Source organism: Dyella sp. (genome assembly GCF_035503745.1).
Taxonomy (GTDB): Bacteria; Pseudomonadota; Gammaproteobacteria; order Xanthomonadales; family Rhodanobacteraceae; genus Dyella_B.
On record NZ_DATJTC010000014.1, the window covers coordinates 22,496 to 43,129 of the forward strand.

Here is a 20,634-nt window from a genome sequence, read left to right on the forward strand (position 1 = left end):
GGCGCGCAACCTTGGTGCCGGCGCTCAGACCAGCGTCGCGTCGCGCACGGCATCGTGCGTGCGGACGGCCCAGCGTCCTTCCTCTTGGATATGAAAGCTGCGGTACTGGTTCAGTTCGCCGCCGTAGATGTGCAGCGAAAGCGTGGAACGATTGGAAGAAAGATTGCGGCAGCGATGGGCGTAGTCGGCATCGGAGAACGCCACGTGATCGCCGATGCCAAGCACCGTGGTATCGCGCGCGACCAGGTGCGGATGCGCGTCAAGCGACAGGTCGAACGCTTCCACCTGCAGTACGCCATCGAGCACGCATTCCATGCCCCACAAGCCATCGTGGTCATGCACGGGCGTGACGTGACTGGGCGGCCATAGGATCAGCAATGCTTCATAACCGAGCGTTTGATGATTGCCCAGCGCAATGCGGCGGTAGGACACATCGCGCGATTCGCCGGACAGATCGCCGGCGCGAGGACATCCTTCCCACATCGATGCCGCTGCCAGCGTGTTCGCCAGGCGTTGCATGTCGATGGTGGCATCCGGTGCGATGCACGCGTCGATGCTGGCGAAAACGCGCTGCGTCCACGTGGCGATGGCAGGCTTGAGTGCGTCGTGCATGGCTTGACCCTGTGTAGGCGTACTCGTTATTTAAACAACCACAGGGTGCGTTAAAGATCCGCTATGCGCGAGTTGCACGGATGCCGATGCATATGACGAAAACGCCGCAGCGAGCGTTAAAAAAGGCTGAGCGTAAAAACGGCGCGTTTGAATCGAGTCAAGTCGTGCGTCGTTAAGATGGATTCGCTATCACAGACGAATGATTTGCGAATAAGTACGGTGTGCTGCGGCGCAACTTAATGCGTGACCTGCGCGACATCGACGCTGTCGCGCGCGGCTACCGGCTGCGCCGGCAAATGGCTGCGCAGGTCGAGCCACTGCAGCCATTCGCTGAGCACGATCAATGTCCAGAGCGCCCTGGCGTGATCACCGGCGCGCGCCTGATGCGCGTCGAACAGTTCGCCGGCCGCACGCGTGTCGATGCCCGCCTCGCCAAGCACGCGATGAGACAATTGCGCTTGCGCCCACTCGCGCAGCGGCCCGCGCAGCCACGCCGCCAACGGCACCGACAAACCGCGCTTGCGTCGCGTCACCACCGGTTTGGGTACGTAGTTGAGTGCGTAGCCCTTGAGGAAAACCTTGGTCATGAGGCCGCGCACGCGCGCCTGTTCGGGCAGGCGCGCGGCGAATTCGATCACCGACTGATCCAGGAACGGTGCGCGAATCTCCACGCCATGCAGCATGCCGCCACGATCGGCCTTGGCCATCAAGGCGTCGGGCAACGAATGGCCGAAGTCGTAGCGCTGGATGGTATCGAGCAGGCTGGACGTTGCATCGTGCGTATCGTCGATCGGCGGTTCGATGCCGAGCCGGCGCATCCACGCCGGCGCGATGCTGGCCGTCCACAACAGATGGCGCGACAGTCCGTCCAGTTCCTGCCCGCGGATAAAGCGCTTGAGCAAAAACGACAGCGTGACTTTTTTGTCGCTGGTGGGAAAAGCATCGATCAGCTTTTCGCACAGCGCCCGCACCGGCGCGGGCAGGCGCGCGTAGCGGCTGGACCATTGCGCGCCAAGATAAGTGGGATAACCGCCGAATAATTCATCCGCGCCTTCGCCGGCGAGCAGCACGCGTACGTCTTTCGCCGCGCGGCGCGTCACCAGCGACAGCGGAATCCACGCCGGGTCGGCCAGCGGTTCGCCGGTGGCATGGATCAGTTCGCGCAGCGCGACGGGGAAATCCGCGGCGGATACGGTCACCGGCACAAAATCGCAACCCAGTTCCTGCGCAAGCTCCGCCGCATACTGTCCTTCGTCGAACGAGGCTTCGGCGAAACGGATGCAATAGGCGGTGGTTTTCTTGTCGGGACGCACGCTGCGCGCCACGGCAGTCATCAGTGCCGAATCGATGCCGCCGCTCAGCAGCACGCCGTAGTCGACGTCGATGTCGCTTTGCCGCGCGACCGCCGCGCGGAACACAGGGTCGAAATCCCGCGCCGTCGGCATCGGCGCGGAGGGATTGCCCGCAGGCATGTTCCAGTAGCGCCGATGTTCGATGCCGCCGGGTTCGACCACGATCATCTCGCCGGGCGCGACTTTGCGGATGTCTTTCAACGGGCTGTGCGGGGCTGGGCAATAGCCCGAACGCAGATAGCGCGCGAGCCCGGTGCGGTCGAGCTGCGGCGGGGCGTCGCGCGCGCTCAGCAGGGCGGCCAGTTCCGAGGCGAAGCACACGGCCTGCTCCGACGCGGTGTAATAAAGATGGCGTTCGCCGCCACGGTCGCGCGCCAGAATCAGGCGCTGCTGGCGCGCATCCCACAAGGCCAGCGCGAACACGCCTTGCAGGTGTTCAAGAAATGCCAGGCCCTTTTCCAGATACAGCGGCGCGATCACCGCCACGTCGGTGCTCAAGGTGATGGCATGCCCGGCGTGGGCCAGTTCGCGGCGCAGTTCGCGGTGGTTGTCGATCTCGCCGTTGCAGGCCACCACAATGCCCGACTCGTGTTCGATCAGCGGCGGCTGATGCTGCTCCACGCCGCGGATGGCCAGGCGGTTGCAGGCAATGGCGAGCTGGCCGCGGGTGAAGAACGCATCGCCGTGCGGGCCGCGATGGGTCATCGCCGCCAGCATGGTCCTGGCCTTTTGCGCCAGGTGTGGAACCGGGTGGGTGACATCCCGATTCAATAAGCCGCCAATACCGCACATGTTCAATACACGCTTTTAGATCAGGTCATGTTGGATCAGGTCGATCGGGCCAGCATCACATCTGGATGAGTTCAAGCTCGCGCTTGCGCCACGATCCCACCGGCACCACGCGGCGCGGCGCGCACAACGGCTGGATGCGCTGCAGGATATTCTCGGCCTTCAGATACGGATCGACCACCACCAGCGTGGACCCCGCGCTGCGCAAAGCATGGCACAACGCGGCCGGCCCTTGTGCGGCCTGCCATGGAATGCCGTACACCGGCTTGCCCAGGTACATGCGGGCGCCCCAGGGCGTTTCTTCCTCGATCGTGTAGCTGTAGTCGGTGTTCTGCACGAAAGCCAGCGCCGCATAGGGCTGGCCGCGAGCGATCGCCGCCAGTTCGGCAGACGCCTGGCGATCGTCCTTGGAGGGGTGTAGGGCATACGCGCCATACGCTTTGGCGGCGAGCAGCACGGCGATCCATGCGCCCAGCAAGGCGCGCTGGCCGATCCCGCGCAGGTTCACCCGGTCGCGCAGCGTCAGCGCAAGCAGCAGCGATAGCGGCAGGAACAGCGGCAGGATGTAAAGCGGCAGGCGCGACTGCGCCAGGCAAAACACCACGAACGGGATAAAGAACCACAGCAGCAGGAACAGCTCGATGCTGTGCTGGGCGATCCATGTCCGGCGCGTCTGCGCCGAGGCCAGGCAGAACAGGCCGCTGATGACGCCCGGCCACCACGGCAGCAGGCCAAGCGCCAGCGTGGGCAAATAGGCGATGATCCAGCCCAGCGCGCCGGCGTTGCGGTGATGCGCGTGAGTGAACAGGCGGTTGTACACCTCCTGATGCAGGAAGTAGTGCAGCAGGCCGGGGTAGCGCGCGATGACCACCAGATACCACGATGCGCCGACCAGCAAAAACAACGCCAGCCCCAGCGGGTGGAAAAAACGTCCCAGGCCGCGCCAGCCGTCGCGGCGCGCGATGAATGGAATCACCGCCAGCAACGGAATCAGGCCCGGCGGCCCCTTGGTGAGAAACGCCAGGCCAAAACCCAGCCACATCAGCAATACGTTGCGTTTGCGCTGTATGCCGTCCTCGCCGAACGCGGCGTTCAAGAAGCCGAGCATCGCCACCGCTTCGGACAGCACCAGGAACGCATCGGTGCTGACGATGTTGGCGGCGACGAACGGAAACGCCGAGCAACCATAGATCAGCCCCGGCAGCCAGGGCTTGTCCGGAACCACCCGCCGGCCCATGGCGCCCAGCAGCAGCAGGGTCAGCACGAATGCCAGCGCATATGGCGCGCGCGCGGCCCATTCGTTGCGGCCCAGCAGCTTGATCGACGCGGCGATGATCCAGTACGTGCTTGGCGGCTTGGAGAAATTGACCTCGTCGGGACTGTAGGCGGGCGCCATGTAATGGCCCGAATCGAGCATTTGCAGCGCCGCGTCCACATAGCGGCCTTCGTCGGGACTCCACAGGCCGCGCGTGCCCTGGAAGCCAAAGCCAAGCAACAAGCCCAGGGCGATCAGCCAGAGCCATGACGAACGTGTCGAGTGAACGTTGGAAGAAGGCAGCACGTGGATTTCCAGGCTAAGCGTGATGGCTGATAAAGACCGCGGATGCTCGCCGCGGTTCGCGCATGGGTGGGATCAGGATTTGTGGCGCGGCTTCAGCAGCTGCAGATTGCGCAGGAAAATCACCAGCGTGGTGGTTTCCCCGATGATGAACACCAGCTCCTTGCGATGGATCGCATAGCTCAGCAGCAGCACGCCGCCGATCACGCTCAGGTACCAGAACACATTGGGCACGCGGCTTTTGCCGCGCGATTCGCTGTATAGCCATTGCACCAGGAAACGGGCGGCGAAGAACGCCTGCCCAAGGAATCCCGTGGCCACCCACAAGGTTTGCTGGTCGATCGTCATGGCTGGGACTCCCCGCCCTGCGTCGCCGCCAGCTCGCGCAGCCGCAGCTGCAAATTGCGCGCATAGATGAATACGCCGCACGACTGTCCGGCGATGAAGACCGGATCGTGCTTGTACAGCGCATAGCACAGCAGCATCGCGCCGCCGACGATGCTCATGTACCAGAAGGCGAGCGGCATCACGCTCTCGCGCTTGTACTCGCTATAGACCCACTGCAGCAGGAAGCGCGCGGAAAACACCGCCTGGCCCAGCAATCCCAGTGCCAGCCAGCCATGTTCCAACCAGCTGTGTTCTAACGTTCCCATGCCATACATCCGAATAAGTGGTCTGCGGCGGCGCTGCCAGCGGCACGCGCCGTCGTCGAAACGGTGGCGAAGCATCGCCGCGCGGCGCAGTTTCCTGCGTAAAGCGTCGCGCATCGCTTTAATCGGGTCATGCAACGCTGGGGCACCGGTCAATACGCCTGTTCCGGGCCAACCGCATAGCCGACCCGGGGCAGCGATAAACCTGCATATGGTAAGCCCTGACAGCCGTACGCTGTGCTTGGGGCACCGCATCGGCCCGCCAACGGCATGCAGACGGACGCGTGCGGGGCATCGCAGGGTTTTGCGCGGGCAAGTCTGGAAGACATATCTTAGCTCTGGCTTAGTGGCCTGTTATGCCCGCGTTATACGGCCGGCCGCCCAGCAAACCATACGAAAGCGACATCTTGATGGCGCCGGCATGACCCGGCCTCACGCGGCCTTGCGCAAAGCTGACGCCTGTGCTCCGCGTACCGACCGCCGCTGCCCGCGCCGATAAAAAATCAGGCCCACGCCGATGAGCAGCGCCGAGCCGCCCACCACCTTCAACAGAAACAGGCCGGCGCTGCCGCCGTCCGCGGGCGGAATCGTCGATGCGCCGATCGCCATCAGGGTCACCGCGAAGCCGGTCAGTCCGGCGATCCAGCTCATGGCGGCGCGCAGGCCCTGGTGCCTGGCGTGTCCGCCGCCGGCGCGGCGGCGCATCACCGGATAGGCCAGCATGATGTATAGCAGCGGCAGCAGCGACATGATCGCGGTCATGTCGATCAGGACGATGTAGGCGTCGTGGATGGTGGCGCCGGACAACGCCGCCGCCAGCATCAGCGAAGCCAGCACGCCTTGGGTCAGCAAAGATACCTGCGGCGTGCCGTGTTTGCGGTTAAGGCGCCCGAGTACGGCGGGCAGAAAGCGATCCAGCCCCACCACGAAGGGCAGCCGCGCGGTGCCGGTGACCCAGGCGGACACCGAACCGATCGTGCCCAGCGCGATCAGCAATGCGGTCAGCGCGCCGAAAAAGGGCAGGCCGATGCGTGCGCCGATCGCCGCCAGCGCCTGCGGAATGCCGCCGATGATGTCGATGGTGGAGGTGGGCAGCGCAATCAGCAGCGAGGCCGTGCCGGCGATGTAGATCGCGGCGATGACGATGCACGAGATCAGGGTCGCGCGCGGAATCTGCCGTTGCGGATCCTTGATCTCCCCGCCCAGGATCGGCCCCAGCTCCAGCCCCTGGTAGGCCAGCGCGATGGTGGTGAACGCGGACAAGGTCGCGAGCTGGCGGAAATCCGGGGTGAGTTTCGCGACCGTCATGGTCGTCGCCGGCCCGAACCGCCAGGCGGCGAACGCGCCCGCGCCCAGGATCAGTGCCGCCGCCGACCAGGTGGCGATGCCGCCGAGGTTCTGCAGCCACTTCACGCGCGCCAGGCCCACGATACCCAGCAGCGTGGCCAGCCACAGCACCGCCAGGCAATAGACAAGGTTGTAGCGGCCATCCGCCGCATGCGCCACCCAGCGTTCGCCGCCCACGTGCAGGAAAATGCCCGCGCTGAACAGCAGCGCCGCCGGCAGGTAGGCAAGATTGGACACCCAGTACGTCCAGCCCGCGACGAAGCCATGCAGATCGCCGAAGGCGGTTTTCGACCAGATGTAGAGGCCGCCTTCGCCGGGCATGCGCGCGCTCAGGCTCAGCACCGCCAGCGCCAGCGGAATGAAAAAACCGATCAGCCCCAGTATCCACAGCACCAGGCTGGAGGGCCCCAGCCGCGCGGCCATCGACAGCCAGCGCAACGCCACGCCGGCGGCAATGTTGAACAGCACCAGGTCCCAGGTGCCCAGGACGCGGTGAAGAACCGGCTCGCCTTCGGCCGTCGGCGCTGCAGCCATGGTTGCCTCCCCCGGATGCCGCGATGCATCGCACCACGCGGCGTGATGTTGTCCAAGAGACTACATCAGCCGCGCGGCGGGGACAGCGCAAAGACAGTCAGCGGCCGATATCGCGCAGCCGCTTGCCGCTCATCAGGTTGCGCTCGATCTGTTCCAGCGTCACGCCCTTGGTTTCCGGCACCAGCCAGAACGTCAGCACGATGAAGATCGCGTTGAACGCCGCATACAGATAGAACGTCGTGGTATGGCCCACGCTGGCGAGCAGGCTGAGAAAGGTGAGGCCCACGATCGTGTTGGCGACCCAGTTGGTGACCGTCGAGCAGCCGATGCCGAAGTCGCGCCCTTTCAACGGCTGCACTTCCGAACACAGCGTCCAGATCAACGGGCCCGCCGACATCGCAAAGCCCACGATGAACACCAGCACCATGCCCACGGTAAACAGCTGGGCGCCGTGCGCGGTGACCTTCATGCCCATCATCGTGCCGACCACGCCCAGCCCGATCGCCATCACGGCAAAGCCGGTGTAGAGAATCGGCTTGCGGCCCCAGCGGTCGACCAGGCCGATCGCGATGAAGGTGGCCAGCACGTTGGTCAGCCCCACGATGGCGGTAAACCACATCTGCGCCTGGGTGTCATAACCCATGTCCTTGAAGATGCGCGGCGCGTAGTACATCACCACGTTCATGCCGGTGAACTGCTGCATCAGCTGCAGCAGGACGCCCAGGCCCACCGAGCGGCGGAAATTGCCGTTCTCCAGGAACAAGTGCCAGCCGCGTTGCGGCGTGCGCAACTGTTCGCGGATATCGCTCGCCTCGCGCCGCACCACATCCGGGTCGCCGCGCAGGCGGCGCAGTACGTCCAGCGCTTCCTGATCGCGCTGGCGCATCATCAGCCAGCGCGGGCTGTCGGGCAGAAACAGCACGCCGATCAGGAACAGCGCGCCGGGAATGGCGATGACGCCGAGCATCCAGCGCCAGTTGCCGCTGTAGCTCAACAGCGTATCGGAGAGAAACGCGACCAGAATGCCGATGGTGATCATCAACTGGTACAGCGAAATCATCGCGCCGCGAATGTATTCGGGCGCCACCTCCGCCAGATAAAGCGGCGCGGTGAACGTGGAGATGCCGATGGCAAGTCCCAGCACGACGCGCGCGGCGATCAGCGTATCGGCCGACCAGGCCAGGCCGCATAGCAGCGATCCGGCCACGAACAGCACCGCGCCAAGGATCAGCGAGCGTTTGCGCCCCAGCGCGGCGGACATCCATCCGGCCAGCAACGCACCGACGGCAGCGCCCAGCATCATGCTGCTGACGATCCATTCGATCACCCGGTCCGATACGGCGAATTGGCGCTGGACAAACTGCGTGGCGCCCGAGATCACGCCGATATCCAGGCCGAACATCAGTCCGGCCAGCGCGGCGAGTACGCAAGTGAAGATCGCTGTCGCTTTTGCGTGCGTGGCGACAGGTGCTGCCATGTCATTCATGAAGGACTCCCCAGTCGGTTGCGTCGCGCGGGCGCTTCGTGGAACGCCTTCTGGCCGACGCGGATAAAAAGCGGATTCATGCAGGGCGGCCCGCGAAACGCGGTTCGGGCAGGCCGGTAAAGGGCACGTCGATAGCGAACAGGCCGCCGGCGTGCGCATCGGCCGACAAGGCTTGCTGGTCCAGGCCGTCGCGCGCGCTGGTGATGTAGAGCGTATTGAGGCGCTCGCCGCCGAAGGCGACGCGCGAAGGTTGCCGCGTCGGCACGTTGACGATGAAACTTTCCCTGCCGTCGCGGTCGTAGCGCACCACGCGGCCCAGGCCCCATTGCGCATTCCACAAACCGCCTTCGTCGTCCACCGCCGAACCGTCGGGATCGCCGCTCAGGTGCGAGAGATCCGCGTGCACGCCGATATGGGCGATGCGCTCGCCGTAATCGCAGCGCTGAATGACGCCGACGGTGGAATCGCAGTAATACATCGTGCCGCCATCGGGACTGAAGGCGATGCTGTTGCTGATCGCCACAGGGCCCAGCGGCAGTTGCTCCAGCGTGCGATCGGCGTGCAAGCGGTAAAAGCTGCCGGCCGCACGGCGCATTTCACCGCCGGCCGGCTCGTGCAAGGTGCCGAACACGAAGCGTCCCTGGCGATCGCAAGCGCCGTCGTTCAGGCGCGTGGACAGGCCCGGCTCCACTTTGGCGATATCGATCAGCTCGCCGCTTTCTTCGTGGAAAAAAGCCAGCCCGCTCGCCAGCCCCAGCAGCAGCCAGCCGGCGTCTTCGCACAACGCAAAGCATGCCAGTCGCTCGGGCATCGGCCACTGTCGCGTGCGGCCGTCGGCCGGACGCCAGCGCCACAGCACCGCGCGATGAATATCCGTCCAGTACAGCGATTGGCTGCGCGCGCACCACGTTACGCCCTCGCCGAGCGTGTTGCGCGCATCCAGCACCAGCCGCGCATCGAGTGTCATGCCCACCCGCCATCGACGATGAAGTCGTGCCCGGTGCACATGCGGCTGTCGTCGGCGGCGAGAAACAGCGCCGCGCGCGCGATGTCGTCGGCACCCAGATGCCCCGGCATGCATTGCTTGCGCCCGATCTCTTCCTCGCCGGCGGCATCCAGCCACAAGGCGCGCTGCTTTTCGGTGATCACCCAGCCGGGCACCAGCGCGTTGATGCGGATGCGGTGCTGGCCCAGTTCACGCGCCAGGCCGTTGACCAGGCCGCGCACCGCCGACTTGGCCATCGCGTACATCGGATAGCCTGCGTTCTTGATCATCCAGCCGGTGGAGCCCAGGCAGATCACCGAGCCGCCACCGAGTTCGCGCATGCCGGGCACCAGCGCCTGCGTGGCGAAATACTGGTGGCGCAGGTTGACGCCGATGCTTTGCTCGAAGTCTTCCGGCGTGGTGTCCTCCAGGCGATGGCGGCGATCGTTGGCGGCATTGTTGATCAGCACGCCGATGTGGCCGATCGCATCGCCGGCCTTGGCGATGGTCTTGCGCAGCGCCGCAATGTCGGTGACGTCGCATGCCAGGAACAGCGGCGCGTGGCGCGCGCCGGCCAGCGAAGCGCACAAGGCCGATGCGCTTTTTTCATCGATGTCCAGAAACGCGACCCGCGCGCCCTGCTGCGCGAAATGGGCGACGAAGGCGGCACCGATGCCGGTGGCGCCGCCGGTAATCAAGACTGTGCGGTCGATCAGGCTGGGATAGCTGGCAAACGTGGACATGTTCGATTCCGTGCGAGTAAACGCGCTTACCACTCGGCGACGCTGCCGTCGCTGTGGCGCCAGATCGGATTGCGCCAGCGGTGGCCCACGGCGGCGCGCTCGGCCACGTAGGCTTCGTTGACCTCGATGCCCAGCCCCGGGCCGCCGGGCATGGAGACATAGCCGTTCTCGTAGGCGAACACGCTGCGGTCGGCGATGTAGTCGAGCAGATCGTTGGTGGCGTTGTAGTGAATGCCCAGGCTTTGCTCCTGGATGAACGCGTTGTGGCAGATCGCGTCCAGCTGCAGGTTGGCGGCCAGCGCGATCGGCCCGAGCGGACAGTGCAGCGCCAGCGCCACGTCGTAGGCTTCGGCCATCATCGCGATCTTGTGCGTTTCGGTGATGCCGCCGGCATGCGAGGGATCGGGCTGGATGATGTCCACGCCACCGGTGGTGAACACGCGCTTGAAGTCGTAGCGCGAATACATGCGTTCGCCCAGCGCGATCGGCGCGGGCGAGATGGCGGCCAGTTCGGGAATGCATTCGAGATGATCGGAAAGCACCGGTTCCTCGATGAACATCAGCTTGAACGGCGCCAGCTCGCGCATCAGCACCTTCGCCATCGGCTTGTGCACGCGGCCGTGGAAATCCAGCCCCAGGCCGACGTCGGGGCCCACCGCGTCGCGCACCGCCTGCACGTTTTCCAGCACACGCTGCACCTTGGCGTGGGTGTCGACAAAATGCATTTCCTCGGTGGCATTCATCTTGACGGCGGTGAAGCCGCGGGCTACGGCATCCCTGGCCGCCTGCGCGGTATCGGCCGGGCGATCGCCGCCGATCCACGAATACACGCGGATGCGCTCGCGCACCGGGCCGCCCAGCAGGGCATGCACCGGTACGCCCAGATGCTTGCCTTTGATGTCCCACAATGCCTGGTCGATGCCGGCGATCGCGCTCATCAGGATCGGGCCGCCGCGATAGAAGCCGCCGCGATACATCACGTTCCAGTGGTCTTCGATGTGGCGGGGGTCTTTGCCCACCAGGTAATCGGAAAGCTCGTCCACGGCGGCGGCGACGGTGTGCGCGCGGCCCTCCACCACCGGCTCGCCCCAGCCGCTGATGCCTTCGTCGGTATCGATGCGCACGAACAGCCAGCGCGGTGGCACGAGAAAGGTGGTGAGACGGGTGATCTTCATGCGTGACTTCCTTCCGAAGCGATGCCTGCCTTCCAGGCGTGTGCAAAGGCGCGGGCGCGGCGAGCGATGTCCTGCAGATCGCGCCCGGGTGAATAGAGCGCCGAGCCGAGCCCGAAGCCGTTGGCGCCCGCCGCCACGTAGGGCGCCATCGATTCGGGCGTGATGCCGCCCACCGGCAGCACGAGCAGCTCGCGCGGCAGCACCGCACGCCACGCCTTCACCACGGCGGGGGCGATTTGTTCGGCGGGAAACAGCTTGATCGCGTCGGCGCCGGCGTGGATCGCCGTGAACGCCTCGGTGGGCGTGGCCACGCCCGGCACGCAATAGAGGTCCGCGCGCTTGGCCGCGTGGATCATCGCGACGTCCGCGTGCGGCATCACGATCAGGCGGCCGCCGGCCGCGGCGATCTGGCCGGCCAGTTCAGTACGCAGTACCGTGCCCGCGCCGATCAGGCATTGCTGGCCCAGCGCCGCAGCGAGCAAGCGGATGCTTTCCAGCGGCTGGGGCGAATTCATCGGTACTTCGATGACGCGAAAGCCGGCATCGAAGAGCACGCGGCCCACCTCCACCGCTTCTTCCGGCTTGATGCCGCGAAGAATCGCAACGAGGGGCAGGGTATCGAGCCAGGCGCGGATCATGCGTGCACTCCGAAAAAGCCGAAAGAAGGCGCCTGCGCGAGCAGGCCGGCGGCCCAGGCCAGCTGCCACAGGCCCGACGCCGCGGCGTCCTCGACGATGGTGGGCGCCGTATAGCCGAAATGGGCGGCCGCCGTGGCATAGCGCTGGCATAGCGAGGCGTCGCCGATCAGGCACAGCGGCACGGCGCTGTCGCCGCGATCGCGCAGCGAGGCGAGGCGAAATTCCTCGCCGATCAAGAGGCCTGAAAGAAAATCGGGTACGTCCTCGATGGCAAGCTCGCCATTCAACATCAGCGCGCGTACCCAGAACAGGCGGCCGAACACACCCGCATCGCCGCTTGCACGGGCATCGTGCAAGCCTCGTTCGAAGGCCGGGCCAGGCAACGGCTTGGCATGATCGACCGATACCCCGGCGCCGAGTATCGAATGTTGCAGTAGCAGTGCATAAATCTCGCCGGTCATCCATGTATCGAACGCGACGATGCGGCCATCGCTGACGCTGGCCCATTTGCTGTGCGTGCCGGGCAGCACGAAGCGCGCATGCGCGCCGCGCCGGGGTTGTTGCGTCAAGGCACCGACCACCTGGGTTTCCTCCCCGCGCATCACGTTTGCGGGCGCCTGCTGGCGCAGGCCGGGGAAGATCCACAGGGCATGCGTGTCGCATGCTTCGACGCGGCGCGCGCCTTGCGCGATGGCGGCCGCATCGGCGGGTACATCCACGTAGGGCACTTCCAGCCAGCCCTGCCGGCTGCCGACCATGCCGGCGGCGACCGCGATGCAGGGCGGCCAGTCGGCGGTGATCGCCTGCAATGCCGCCGCATAGCCACCTTCGGGCAGCTGGCGGATGCCCCAGGCGTGCCGGCGCGAAGCCACCACGCGGCCGTCGACATCGTAGAGATAAGCGCGCAGGCTGCTGGTGCCCCAGTCCAGGCCGATCAGTCGCACGTGCGCGCTCATGCCGATGTCCTGCGGCGCTTGCCGGTCATGTTGGCGCGGGAATCGAGGATCATCTGTTGCATGGCACGTCGCGCTGCCTCAGGCTGCCGCTGGCGGATCGCCTCGAACACCTTGCGATGATACGGCAGCGAATAATTGAAATCGCTGCGCTTGCGCGCGGACAGCAAAAAGTAGGAACCCAGCGCGGTTTCCACTACCGAGAACAGCGAGATCATCAACTCGTTATGGGTGGCGACCAGCACCGATTCGTGGAAGGCCAGATCGGCTATCGCCCATTCGTCGCTATTGCTGGCAGCTTCCATCGCCTTGTAGGCCTGTTCGATGCGTTCGAACTGGTCGGCATGGCAGCGCCGCGCCGCCAGGGCGGCCCCGGCCGGCTCGAAAATCTCGCGCATCTCCACCAGCTTCTGCACGAAATCGGCGGTGGGCATGGAGGCGCAGCGCCATGCAAGCACGTCCGCATCCAACTGTTGCCAGTAGCGTTCTTCGCGGACCCGCGTGCCGACCTTGGGCCGCGCTTGGACCAGGCCTTTGGCCGAAAGTACGCGCATCGCTTCGCGCAAGGCCGTGCGGCTTACCGCCATTTGCTCGGCCAGCACTTCTTCGCGCGGCAGGGCGTCGCCCGGACGGAGCGCGCCGCTGACGATGCGCACGCCAAGTTCCTGGGTGACGTGGCCGTGCAAGTTGCGGGTGTTCGCGACTTTCATGGGCGGATGATCTGCCGGGTGACGGGAATGGGGGCGCGTCCTGCGGTGGGTCGCAACCTGCTGCGACGTGCAAGCCGGATGGGCGTTGCGTCTATATAATCATACAATATGCGCAGAAGCGAATAGCCCGAACGGGCCGGGTTTGCAAGCTGACGGCGGCCTCGGGACGCCCGCCCGAATCAACGTCGTGCCGTATCGAGCACGCCCAAGACAAAGCGGTGCAACAAAGGAATCCGCCCAAGCCAGTCGAAGCCGGCGGGGGCACCGCCGGCTTCTGGCTGGATCTGCGCGCGGAGTGCCGCGCTTTGCGTCCGCAACACCGATTCGTCGCCCTTGCGCGTTGCGCCCGGGCAATCGGCGTCATGCTTTTCCATCCGCGGACGGTTGCCTTGTGCTCCCTGCGCAGACATGCGGGATCGCTTCATCTCAAAGCCGGCTGATGCGGTAGATGACGGTGGCGTGCGCCGGCAGGTTGACCTTGATGGAGCCGTCGCCGGTCGTGTCCGTGTGTGCCCAAAGGTCGCGCGAACGATAGCTGGCGCCCTTCTTCAAGCCAATCTCGCCGGCACCGACGCTGACATCGCGCGCGCTATCGGTTTCATTGAACACCGCCACCGCCTCGCTGCCATCCTTGAGCGGCTTGACGATCACATGGATGCCGTCCGCATCGCTCACCTGCTTGCCCTGCACGCCGAGCGGATCCTGATCGACCGCGATCACTTCCTTGTTGAGCAGGATCTTGAGCGCATCCGGTTTGATCGTGCGCAGGTCCGTGCCGATCAGCAGCGGCGCGGCCATGATCGCCCAAAGGCTGAAGTGACTGCGGTATTCGACATCGGTCATGCCGCCGTTGCCCACTTCCAGCATGTCGGGGTCGTTCCAGTGGCCGGGCGTGGCATAGCGGTCGAGCACCACGTTCTGCTTGAAGTTCTTCAGCATGGATGCGTAGTTGTCGCTGATGTCGCCGGTGGTGCGCCAGGAACCGGCGCTGACCGGCGGCTTGCCGGCCCACAGCCAGGGCTTGTTCTCGCCCCATTCGCAGACGCTGAAGAAGATCGGCCGGCCGGTGCCGCGCAGGGCCTCGGCCATGGCGGCATAGCGTTGTCGCGCGTCAACTTTCTGGTTGTTGCAGTTATCGTATTTCAGGTAATCCACGTGCCATGACGCAAACGTCGCGGCATCCTGTTTCTCGTGGCCGAGGCCGCCGGGGAAGCCGCGATTTTCCTCCAGCGGCTCGCAGGTGGACGTGCCGGCGCTGGAATACAGGCCGAACTTCAACCCTTTCTGATGGATGTAATCGGCCAGTGCCTTGATGCCGCTGGGAAAGCGCTTGGGATTGGGTTGCAGCCGGCCGTTCTTGTCGCGCTGCCAGTTGGCCCAGCAGTCGTCGATATTGACGTAGCGATAGCCCGCATCGCGCAGCCCAAGGGTAATGAACTTGTCGGCTACGCCGCGAATCATCGCCTCGTTGAATTCGTCGCGGCAGTGGGTGGAGTTCCAGTTGTTGAAGCCCATCTGCGGCAATGCCGGCGGTGCCTGGCCCGCCAGGGCGGCTTCGGGGCTGCCGAGCACGGCAACTATGAAAGCGAACGGTGCCGCGATGCGCAGCAGACCTCCAAGCGAACGGTTCATCGATTTCTCTCCACTGAGGTGAAACGGAGCCAGGCGCCATCGGAACGGCCCAGGCCCCTCGTTGGCCATGTACAAAGCGTTGCGCGATTCGAGCGAGGCATGCGTCAAGGTACCCTCACGACGGTCGTGCCCAGCAGCGGTTGCTTGAGCGTACGGAGCACCGGCTCGCCTTCCACCAGCAAATCCAGCACGATCAGCTGATTGCCATGGGGCTTGAGCCATGCGCCGGGAACATACAGCGTGCGCTGCGGGCCGATGTTCCAGCTACGGCCCAGCGGATGTCCGTTGAGCCAGATAAAGCCCTTGCCCAGGCCCTTGGTATCGAGAAACGTATCGGCCGAGGCATTGCCCGAGACCGGTGCATCGAAACTACCGCGATAGAAACACGGTGCATGCATGCATGCGCCGTGGGTGTAGGGCAACGTATCGCTGTCGTTGAACGGCAGCGAATAGATTTGCCAATCCAGCAGCGGCTGGCCCTGCAGGCTGACGCCGCCGACAATGCCTTTGCGCTCGGTGCGCAGCTTTTCGCCGAAATTGATGCGCCCATCGTTCTGCACCAGCAGGTCCAGCGTATCGCCTTTGGCCAGTTTCACCGGCAGCCGGTCCTGCTTCAGGCGGCGGTCGAGCGTGCCGATGCGCTTGCCGTTGACGTAGACCTCGGCGTAATCGTGCAGGCCTTCGATGCGCAATGAACCTGCGAAGGCGGACGTCATGCGCTTGCGGTAGAGGATGTCGCCGTACGACTGCCCGAGCGCTTCCATCGTCTTCAGTTCATGCGACGCCGTCGGCGTGGGCAGCACATTCCATAGCGATACCGACTCGTCCAGCTTGATGCCGCCGATCGCCTGCGTGGGTGGCGTGGCCGGTACCGGCGGCGGCATCGCTCCGGTGTCCTGGATGATCACTTTGCGCAGCGCAAAGTACTTGGGCGTAGGCCGTCCGCTCTCGTCCAGCGGACTGTCGTAGTCGTAGCTGGTGACATCGGGTTGATAGCTGTCGTCGTCCCAATTGGCGCCATTCATCCAGCCGAACGAGGTGCCGCCATGGAACATGTAGAGATTGACGGAATAGCCCTGTTTGAGCATCCAATCCAGTTCGCCGGCGACCTGCCTGGGGTCGGACACATGATGCGGTCCGCCCCAGTGATCGAACCAGCCCACCCAATATTCGCCGGCCATGTAGGGGCCGCCGGGTTGCCAGCGATGTAGCTGGGCGAATTTTTCCTGCGCGTGGCCGACACCGAAGTTGATGACCTTGAGCAAGTCCGGCAGCGAGCCGGGCTGCTCGGCGCTATCGGAGGTGAAGAACAGCGATGTGTTGAAGCCGCTGTCGATCAGGCCCTGCCGGATCTGCGCCATGTAGGCGTCGTCGTGGCCAAAGCTGCCGTACTCGTTTTCCACCTGCACGGCGATGATGTTGCCGCCGCGGCTCAGTTGCAGCGGCGCCAGCTCCTGGCCCAGGCGATGCAGCCAGCGCAGGGCCGGCTGCATGAATGCCGGATCGGTGCTGCGTACCTGCATGTCGCCGTCCTTCAGCAACCAGGCCGGCAGGCCGCCCCATTCCCATTCCGAGCACACGTAAGGGCCGGGGCGGAGAATCACGTACAGGCCTTCCTGTTGCGCCTCGCGGATGAATTCGGCCACGTCATTGCGCCCGCTGAAATCGTAGTGGCCGGGCGTCGCTTCGTGCGCGTTCCAGAACACGTAGGTGGTGATGGTGTTCAACCCCATCGCCTTGGCCATTTTCAAGCGCGCCCGCCAGTACGCGCGCGGAATGCGCAGATAATGCATGTCCCCGGCAATGATGCGGAACGGCTTGCCGTCGAGCACAAACTGACCGTGCTCGATGACAAGACTTTGCGTGGCATGCGACGGTGCGGCCAACGCAGGGCCGGACAGCAACAGCGCCAGCGCCATGCCCATCGACGTAACTTTCAAAACCTTCATCGAAACTCCTCGACTTGAACTGCCGATGTGGCCGGCGTCAGCGGCCACATCGAGCCGGCACGGTCCCGCCATCGCTCCCGGGACCGGTTGTCATCCCACCGCGTTTCAGAAGGTGCCGCGAACACCCACGGTATACACCGTGCCATCCGCCTCGGCATACAGGAACCGGTTGGGATACACAGAGTAATCGTACAAATGCGACTGGGTCAGATTGGTGCCGGACACAAACAGCGAAACGTGTTTGTTGAGCTTGTAGCTGGCGCTCAGATCCAATTCGCCATAAGCGGTGCGAGTGGCAGGCTGCGCGCCCGATCCGTAGGCAATGCTCTCCAGGTATTTGCCGCGCCAGTTGTAAGCCAGGCGTACCTGCCAGCGACCTTTTTCGTAGTAGCCGCTGAGGTTGGCCGAATCGCCGATGCCGGGAACGGCGAATTTGCCCGAAGCGGCAATCGTGCCGGGACTGAGGTCCGCACTGCTTTTGACATGCGTGTAGTTGAAGGCCATGCCCAAGCCGTCGAAAGGCGCGGGCAGCACATGGATGAACTGGTAATTGAAGGTCAGTTCTTCGCCGTAGATGTTGGCCGTATTCAAGTTGATCGGCTCGCTCAGCGACCAGGTCTGGCCGAGGAACTGCACCGGCGTGCTGACGATCGTGCTGAAGTTGCTGACCTTCTTGTAAAAGGTCTCAAGCGACAAATAACTGGCGTCGTCGATATACCACTCCATGCCGGTGTCGTAGTTGATCGACGTATACGGCTGAAGATCGGGATTGCCTTGGGAAATCGTCAGCGATTCGGGGCGCGTGCCGAAGCTCTGGTTGTAATACAGGTTGTTCAGTTCCGGCGGCGTCAGCGTCTTGGAAAGGGCAAAGCGGTAAATCAGGTTGTCGAGCAGGTTGAGCTTGAAGTTCATCGACGGCAGCCACTTGTGATAACCGCCATAAGCGGTTTGCGGCTGCAGCGGGCCGTAAGCCACCTGGCTGGCGCTGCTGTCGTTGGGGTCCACGTAGTAGCTGATCGGCTGCTGGAAAATCGCCTGGGACTCCGAGCTGGTGTCCATGTATCGCACGCCGATATCCAGGGTCCAGGCCTTGTCCCACATCGTGCCTTCGAACAGCGCCTTGGCGAAAGCGGCCTTGTCGGTTTCCTGCACCTCGTTGAAGCTGCCCGGGTTGGGTTGCGGCCGGAAGCTTCCGTATTGGGCGAGGGCGGCGAGCAGCGCCGCGCGCTTGTCGGGCGTCAGCTGGTTGTAGGCGGCCGGGGTGGTGAGCCAGTTGAAGTACGCAATGGGGTTGTACTGGATCCACTGCGCGGGCAGGCCCGGTTGCGATACGCCGCTGATCGGCGCGGGCGGCGTGTAGACGTAAGCGCCGACCACGCTGGCCGGAACCGACACCGCATAGCCGCAATAGGCATTGCAAAGGATGCCCTCGGGCGTCACCCATTGCACCGATTTGTTGTATTGCCGGTTTTCCTGGATGCCGAATTCGAGCGTGGACAGCACGCCGGTGTCGAACGACTTGGCCAGGTTCAGCTGGTACTCGGTGATACCGTCGGTAACGTTGTTGGATTGTCCGCCCCAGCTGCAGCAATGCGCGTACAGGTCATTGAGGTTGGTGGTGGAAATGATGTTGGTGTAGCTCGGCGGTTCGTTGTCGCCGTTGTTGGTCCAGGTCGGATTGACGCCGATGTTGCGCGCGCCGATCACGGTGAAGTATCCGTCCGGACTTTCCTTGTTCCAGGCTTTGGAGTTGGACACGTCCAGGGTGAGGACGGTGGACGGGTCAAAGTTGAACGCGACGTTCAACCCGTTCTGGATCATGATTTCGTTGCTCGGGTTGTAATCGACGACGTAGTCGTTCGACATCACGCCCGTATTCTTGCGCACGTAGTTCAACACGGTGTTGTTGGCATCGGTCGTCAGCGACTGGATGTCGCTGGCGTTGCCGTATTCGCCGAATTCATGCTCCAGCGGATCGACCCGGTAGCCCGCATACAAGGTATCGAACTTGACGGTGAGCTGGTCGATCGGGCGCCAGTCGATCGCGCCGCTGAAACTCTTGCGGGTGCGCTCCTCATCGACCACGTTGTTGGCCAGCGTTTCAGGGATCGCCACGTGCGTGTAATTGGGATTGCTCAGGCCCGAAAGCTGGGAAATATTCTGGTTGGCATACCAGGAGTTGGCCTGCGTATTGATCTGCGTATCGTCGCGCTTGTAGTACTGCACGGAGGCCAGCCAGCCGAAGGTGTGGTCCGCATTGGTCCAGCCGGTCAGGCCCGATACTTTGGGCGTGGTCTTGCCGGCCCAGCTGCCGGTCAGGTTGGCGTTGACGCCTGCGGCGCTGCCACTGGCGTGAAAGCCGTTGAAATCCAGCGGGCGCGCGGTCTGGATATCCACCACGCCGCCGATATCGACCTGCGGAATGTCGGCGGACGCCGTTTTGTTGACCTGGGCGACACTGATGATGTCCGAAGGCAGCACGTCGAAGTCGAATGCGCGCGTACCCGAAGCGGTAGCCATCTGGCGGCCGTTGATCGTCACCGCCACGAAATCCGGGCCAAAGCCGCGAATGGCGATCTGGCTGGATTCACCGCCGCTTCGATCCACCGATACGCCCGGTACGCGCTGCAATGCGTCGGCGACATTGGGATCAGGAAATTTGCCCGCCTCTTCCGCCGAAATGGAATCGACGACGTTGGTGGCATCCTGCTTGATCGCCTGGGCGCGACGGATCGCGGCAAGCTGGCCGGTAACGGTCACCGCAGTCAGGTCGGTGACCTTTTTGTTCTTGCCGTCGGTTTTCTTGGCACCTGAAGCAGGGGCCGACTGGCTGGATGCCGTCGTTGCAGGCGTGCCGGCGGCCGGCGCGGCCGTGTTTGTTTGCGCGTATCCGTATGTGCTGTAGCCAAGCAGACAAGCGCCCCCTGCCATCGCCAGCGCCTGACACACAGACAACGTCATTTTGGTTCGTTGCATGGATTGTCCCTGGATGCGTAATGCTTGTAGATATGTATGTAAGGACGTCCATGACGCCATTTGGCGTCACGTCGATTCGCCCAGATTGAGCCCCACCCACTTCACTACTCTCGCGGCCCGAGGCACCGCTCCCTCGTCGGTAGCCACGCGCGAGCCGCGCTATCAGGCAAGCCAGAGCGCCGGCCGGTTGGTTGGCGCTTTGGACGGTTTTCCGCCTTAGCCTGCGTATTAGTAGTATTTTAGGATAATAGTATTCTCGTATGAGACAACAAGCTGCACCGCAGCATCCCGCGCAAGACTCGCTCGTCGCCGCGGCCGTCGGCCCGGCAAGGCGCAGGCCATGAACGATCAAAAGCGCAGCGGCCGGAACGGCGCGTCTTCGTGCCGGGCGTGCGCGCGATGATTTCAATCCCAAGCCATCGGCTTGCGAACAGGCTCACCGCGCCGCGGAGCCGGCATCGATCGATCCGGCTGTCACCGACTTTGCTTTTCCAGCGTGTACAGTCCTGGGCCTAACGCTCGCGTCTTGTCAGGGGATGTATTCA

At 64.1% G+C, this 20,634-nt stretch carries 17 protein-coding genes; all 17 read right to left on the reverse strand.

Translation table 11 applies throughout. From position 1 onward, the window contains the following. Positions 1-24: 24 nt before the first annotated feature. The 17 genes from VME63_RS05520 to VME63_RS05600 all read right to left on the reverse strand — a co-directional run bounded on the left by VME63_RS05520 (position 25) and on the right by VME63_RS05600 (position 20,089). Positions 25-612, reverse strand: coding sequence for a cysteine dioxygenase family protein (locus VME63_RS05520; protein WP_325431085.1), 588 nt, complete (start codon positions 610-612; stop codon positions 25-27). Between the two features lie 236 nt (positions 613-848). After that, a complete protein-coding gene (gene asnB / locus VME63_RS05525; RefSeq protein WP_325431087.1) occupies positions 849-2,756 on the reverse strand; it encodes an asparagine synthase (glutamine-hydrolyzing) in 1,908 nt (635 codons plus the stop codon). A 55-nt stretch (positions 2,757-2,811) separates the two neighbouring features. Then, on the reverse strand, positions 2,812-4,314 hold the full coding sequence (locus VME63_RS05530; protein WP_325431089.1) for a glycosyltransferase family 39 protein: 1,503 nt from the start codon (positions 4,312-4,314) through the stop codon (positions 2,812-2,814). 72 nt (positions 4,315-4,386) lie between these two features. Continuing rightward, a complete protein-coding gene (locus tag VME63_RS05535) occupies positions 4,387-4,659 on the reverse strand; it encodes a lipid-A-disaccharide synthase N-terminal domain-containing protein (protein ID WP_325431091.1) in 273 nt (90 codons plus the stop codon). Next, positions 4,656-4,964 (reverse strand): lipid-A-disaccharide synthase N-terminal domain-containing protein, encoded by a 309-nt coding sequence (locus tag VME63_RS05540; RefSeq protein WP_325431093.1) that lies wholly within the window; start codon positions 4,962-4,964, stop codon positions 4,656-4,658. Before VME63_RS05540 ends, VME63_RS05535 begins: the two co-directional genes overlap by 4 nt. A 429-nt stretch (positions 4,965-5,393) precedes the next feature. After that, positions 5,394-6,842 (reverse strand): APC family permease, encoded by a 1,449-nt coding sequence (locus tag VME63_RS05545; RefSeq protein ID WP_325431095.1) that lies wholly within the window; start codon positions 6,840-6,842, stop codon positions 5,394-5,396. 97 nt (positions 6,843-6,939) lie between these two features. After that, positions 6,940-8,328 carry a sugar porter family MFS transporter gene (locus tag VME63_RS05550; RefSeq protein ID WP_325431097.1) on the reverse strand — a complete coding sequence of 463 codons (1,389 nt, stop codon included), beginning with the start codon at positions 8,326-8,328 and terminating at the stop codon, positions 6,940-6,942. 76 nt (positions 8,329-8,404) lie between these two features. Continuing rightward, complete coding sequence (locus VME63_RS05555; protein WP_325431099.1) at positions 8,405-9,295, reverse strand: SMP-30/gluconolactonase/LRE family protein; 891 nt, start codon at positions 9,293-9,295, stop codon at positions 8,405-8,407. After that, entirely contained in the window at positions 9,292-10,056 is a 765-nt protein-coding gene (locus tag VME63_RS05560) for an SDR family oxidoreductase (protein WP_325431101.1), read from the reverse strand. The genes VME63_RS05555 and VME63_RS05560 overlap by 4 nt, the downstream gene beginning before the upstream one ends. Before the next feature lie 26 nt (positions 10,057-10,082). Continuing rightward, entirely contained in the window at positions 10,083-11,231 is a 1,149-nt protein-coding gene (dgoD, locus tag VME63_RS05565; RefSeq protein WP_325431103.1) for a galactonate dehydratase, read from the reverse strand. Next, a complete protein-coding gene (locus tag VME63_RS05570) occupies positions 11,228-11,869 on the reverse strand; it encodes a 2-dehydro-3-deoxy-6-phosphogalactonate aldolase (RefSeq protein WP_325431105.1) in 642 nt (213 codons plus the stop codon). Before VME63_RS05570 ends, dgoD begins: the two co-directional genes overlap by 4 nt. After that, the gene (locus tag VME63_RS05575) at positions 11,866-12,825 is read right to left on the reverse strand and encodes a 2-dehydro-3-deoxygalactonokinase (RefSeq protein WP_325431107.1); all 960 of its coding nucleotides are present in this window, start codon (positions 12,823-12,825) and stop codon (positions 11,866-11,868) included. The genes VME63_RS05570 and VME63_RS05575 overlap by 4 nt, the downstream gene beginning before the upstream one ends. Beyond that, positions 12,822-13,532: a FadR/GntR family transcriptional regulator gene (locus tag VME63_RS05580; RefSeq protein ID WP_325431109.1), complete on the reverse strand. Its 711-nt coding sequence runs from the start codon at positions 13,530-13,532 to the stop codon at positions 12,822-12,824. The genes VME63_RS05575 and VME63_RS05580 overlap by 4 nt, the downstream gene beginning before the upstream one ends. A gap of 179 nt (positions 13,533-13,711) precedes the next feature. Further along, entirely contained in the window at positions 13,712-13,942 is a 231-nt protein-coding gene (locus VME63_RS05585; protein ID WP_325431111.1) for a hypothetical protein, read from the reverse strand. A gap of 16 nt (positions 13,943-13,958) precedes the next feature. Continuing rightward, positions 13,959-15,164, reverse strand: a complete 1,206-nt coding sequence (locus tag VME63_RS05590; RefSeq protein WP_325431113.1) for a glycoside hydrolase family 27 protein — start codon at positions 15,162-15,164, stop codon at positions 13,959-13,961. Positions 15,165-15,268: 104 nt separating this feature from the next. Then, the gene (locus VME63_RS05595; protein WP_325431115.1) at positions 15,269-17,113 is read right to left on the reverse strand and encodes a glycoside hydrolase family 35 protein; all 1,845 of its coding nucleotides are present in this window, start codon (positions 17,111-17,113) and stop codon (positions 15,269-15,271) included. A 105-nt stretch (positions 17,114-17,218) separates the two neighbouring features. Then, on the reverse strand, positions 17,219-20,089 hold the full coding sequence (locus VME63_RS05600; RefSeq protein ID WP_325431117.1) for a TonB-dependent receptor: 2,871 nt from the start codon (positions 20,087-20,089) through the stop codon (positions 17,219-17,221). Between the last annotated feature and the right edge of the window lie 545 nt (positions 20,090-20,634).

What these genes read in the sequence shown, in the direction of transcription:
- VME63_RS05520 (WP_325431085.1), bottom strand. Translation starts at nt 612, where the DNA reads ATGCACGACGCACTCAAGCCTGCCATCGCCACGTGGACGCAGCGCGTT.
- asnB (WP_325431087.1), bottom strand. Translation starts at nt 2,756, where the DNA reads ATGTGCGGTATTGGCGGCTTATTGAATCGGGATGTCACCCACCCGGTT.
- VME63_RS05535 (WP_325431091.1), bottom strand. Translation starts at nt 4,659, where the DNA reads ATGACGATCGACCAGCAAACCTTGTGGGTGGCCACGGGATTCCTTGGG.
- VME63_RS05540 (WP_325431093.1), bottom strand. Translation starts at nt 4,964, where the DNA reads ATGGGAACGTTAGAACACAGCTGGTTGGAACATGGCTGGCTGGCACTG.
- VME63_RS05545 (WP_325431095.1), bottom strand. Translation starts at nt 6,842, where the DNA reads ATGGCTGCAGCGCCGACGGCCGAAGGCGAGCCGGTTCTTCACCGCGTC.
- VME63_RS05550 (WP_325431097.1), bottom strand. Translation starts at nt 8,328, where the DNA reads ATGAATGACATGGCAGCACCTGTCGCCACGCACGCAAAAGCGACAGCG.
- VME63_RS05555 (WP_325431099.1), bottom strand. Translation starts at nt 9,295, where the DNA reads ATGACACTCGATGCGCGGCTGGTGCTGGATGCGCGCAACACGCTCGGC.
- VME63_RS05560 (WP_325431101.1), bottom strand. Translation starts at nt 10,056, where the DNA reads ATGTCCACGTTTGCCAGCTATCCCAGCCTGATCGACCGCACAGTCTTG.
- dgoD (WP_325431103.1), bottom strand. Translation starts at nt 11,231, where the DNA reads ATGAAGATCACCCGTCTCACCACCTTTCTCGTGCCACCGCGCTGGCTG.
- VME63_RS05570 (WP_325431105.1), bottom strand. Translation starts at nt 11,869, where the DNA reads ATGATCCGCGCCTGGCTCGATACCCTGCCCCTCGTTGCGATTCTTCGC.
- VME63_RS05575 (WP_325431107.1), bottom strand. Translation starts at nt 12,825, where the DNA reads ATGAGCGCGCACGTGCGACTGATCGGCCTGGACTGGGGCACCAGCAGC.
- VME63_RS05580 (WP_325431109.1), bottom strand. Translation starts at nt 13,532, where the DNA reads ATGAAAGTCGCGAACACCCGCAACTTGCACGGCCACGTCACCCAGGAA.
- VME63_RS05585 (WP_325431111.1), bottom strand. Translation starts at nt 13,942, where the DNA reads ATGTCTGCGCAGGGAGCACAAGGCAACCGTCCGCGGATGGAAAAGCAT.
- VME63_RS05590 (WP_325431113.1), bottom strand. Translation starts at nt 15,164, where the DNA reads ATGAACCGTTCGCTTGGAGGTCTGCTGCGCATCGCGGCACCGTTCGCT.
- VME63_RS05595 (WP_325431115.1), bottom strand. Translation starts at nt 17,113, where the DNA reads ATGAAGGTTTTGAAAGTTACGTCGATGGGCATGGCGCTGGCGCTGTTG.
- VME63_RS05600 (WP_325431117.1), bottom strand. Translation starts at nt 20,089, where the DNA reads ATGCAACGAACCAAAATGACGTTGTCTGTGTGTCAGGCGCTGGCGATG.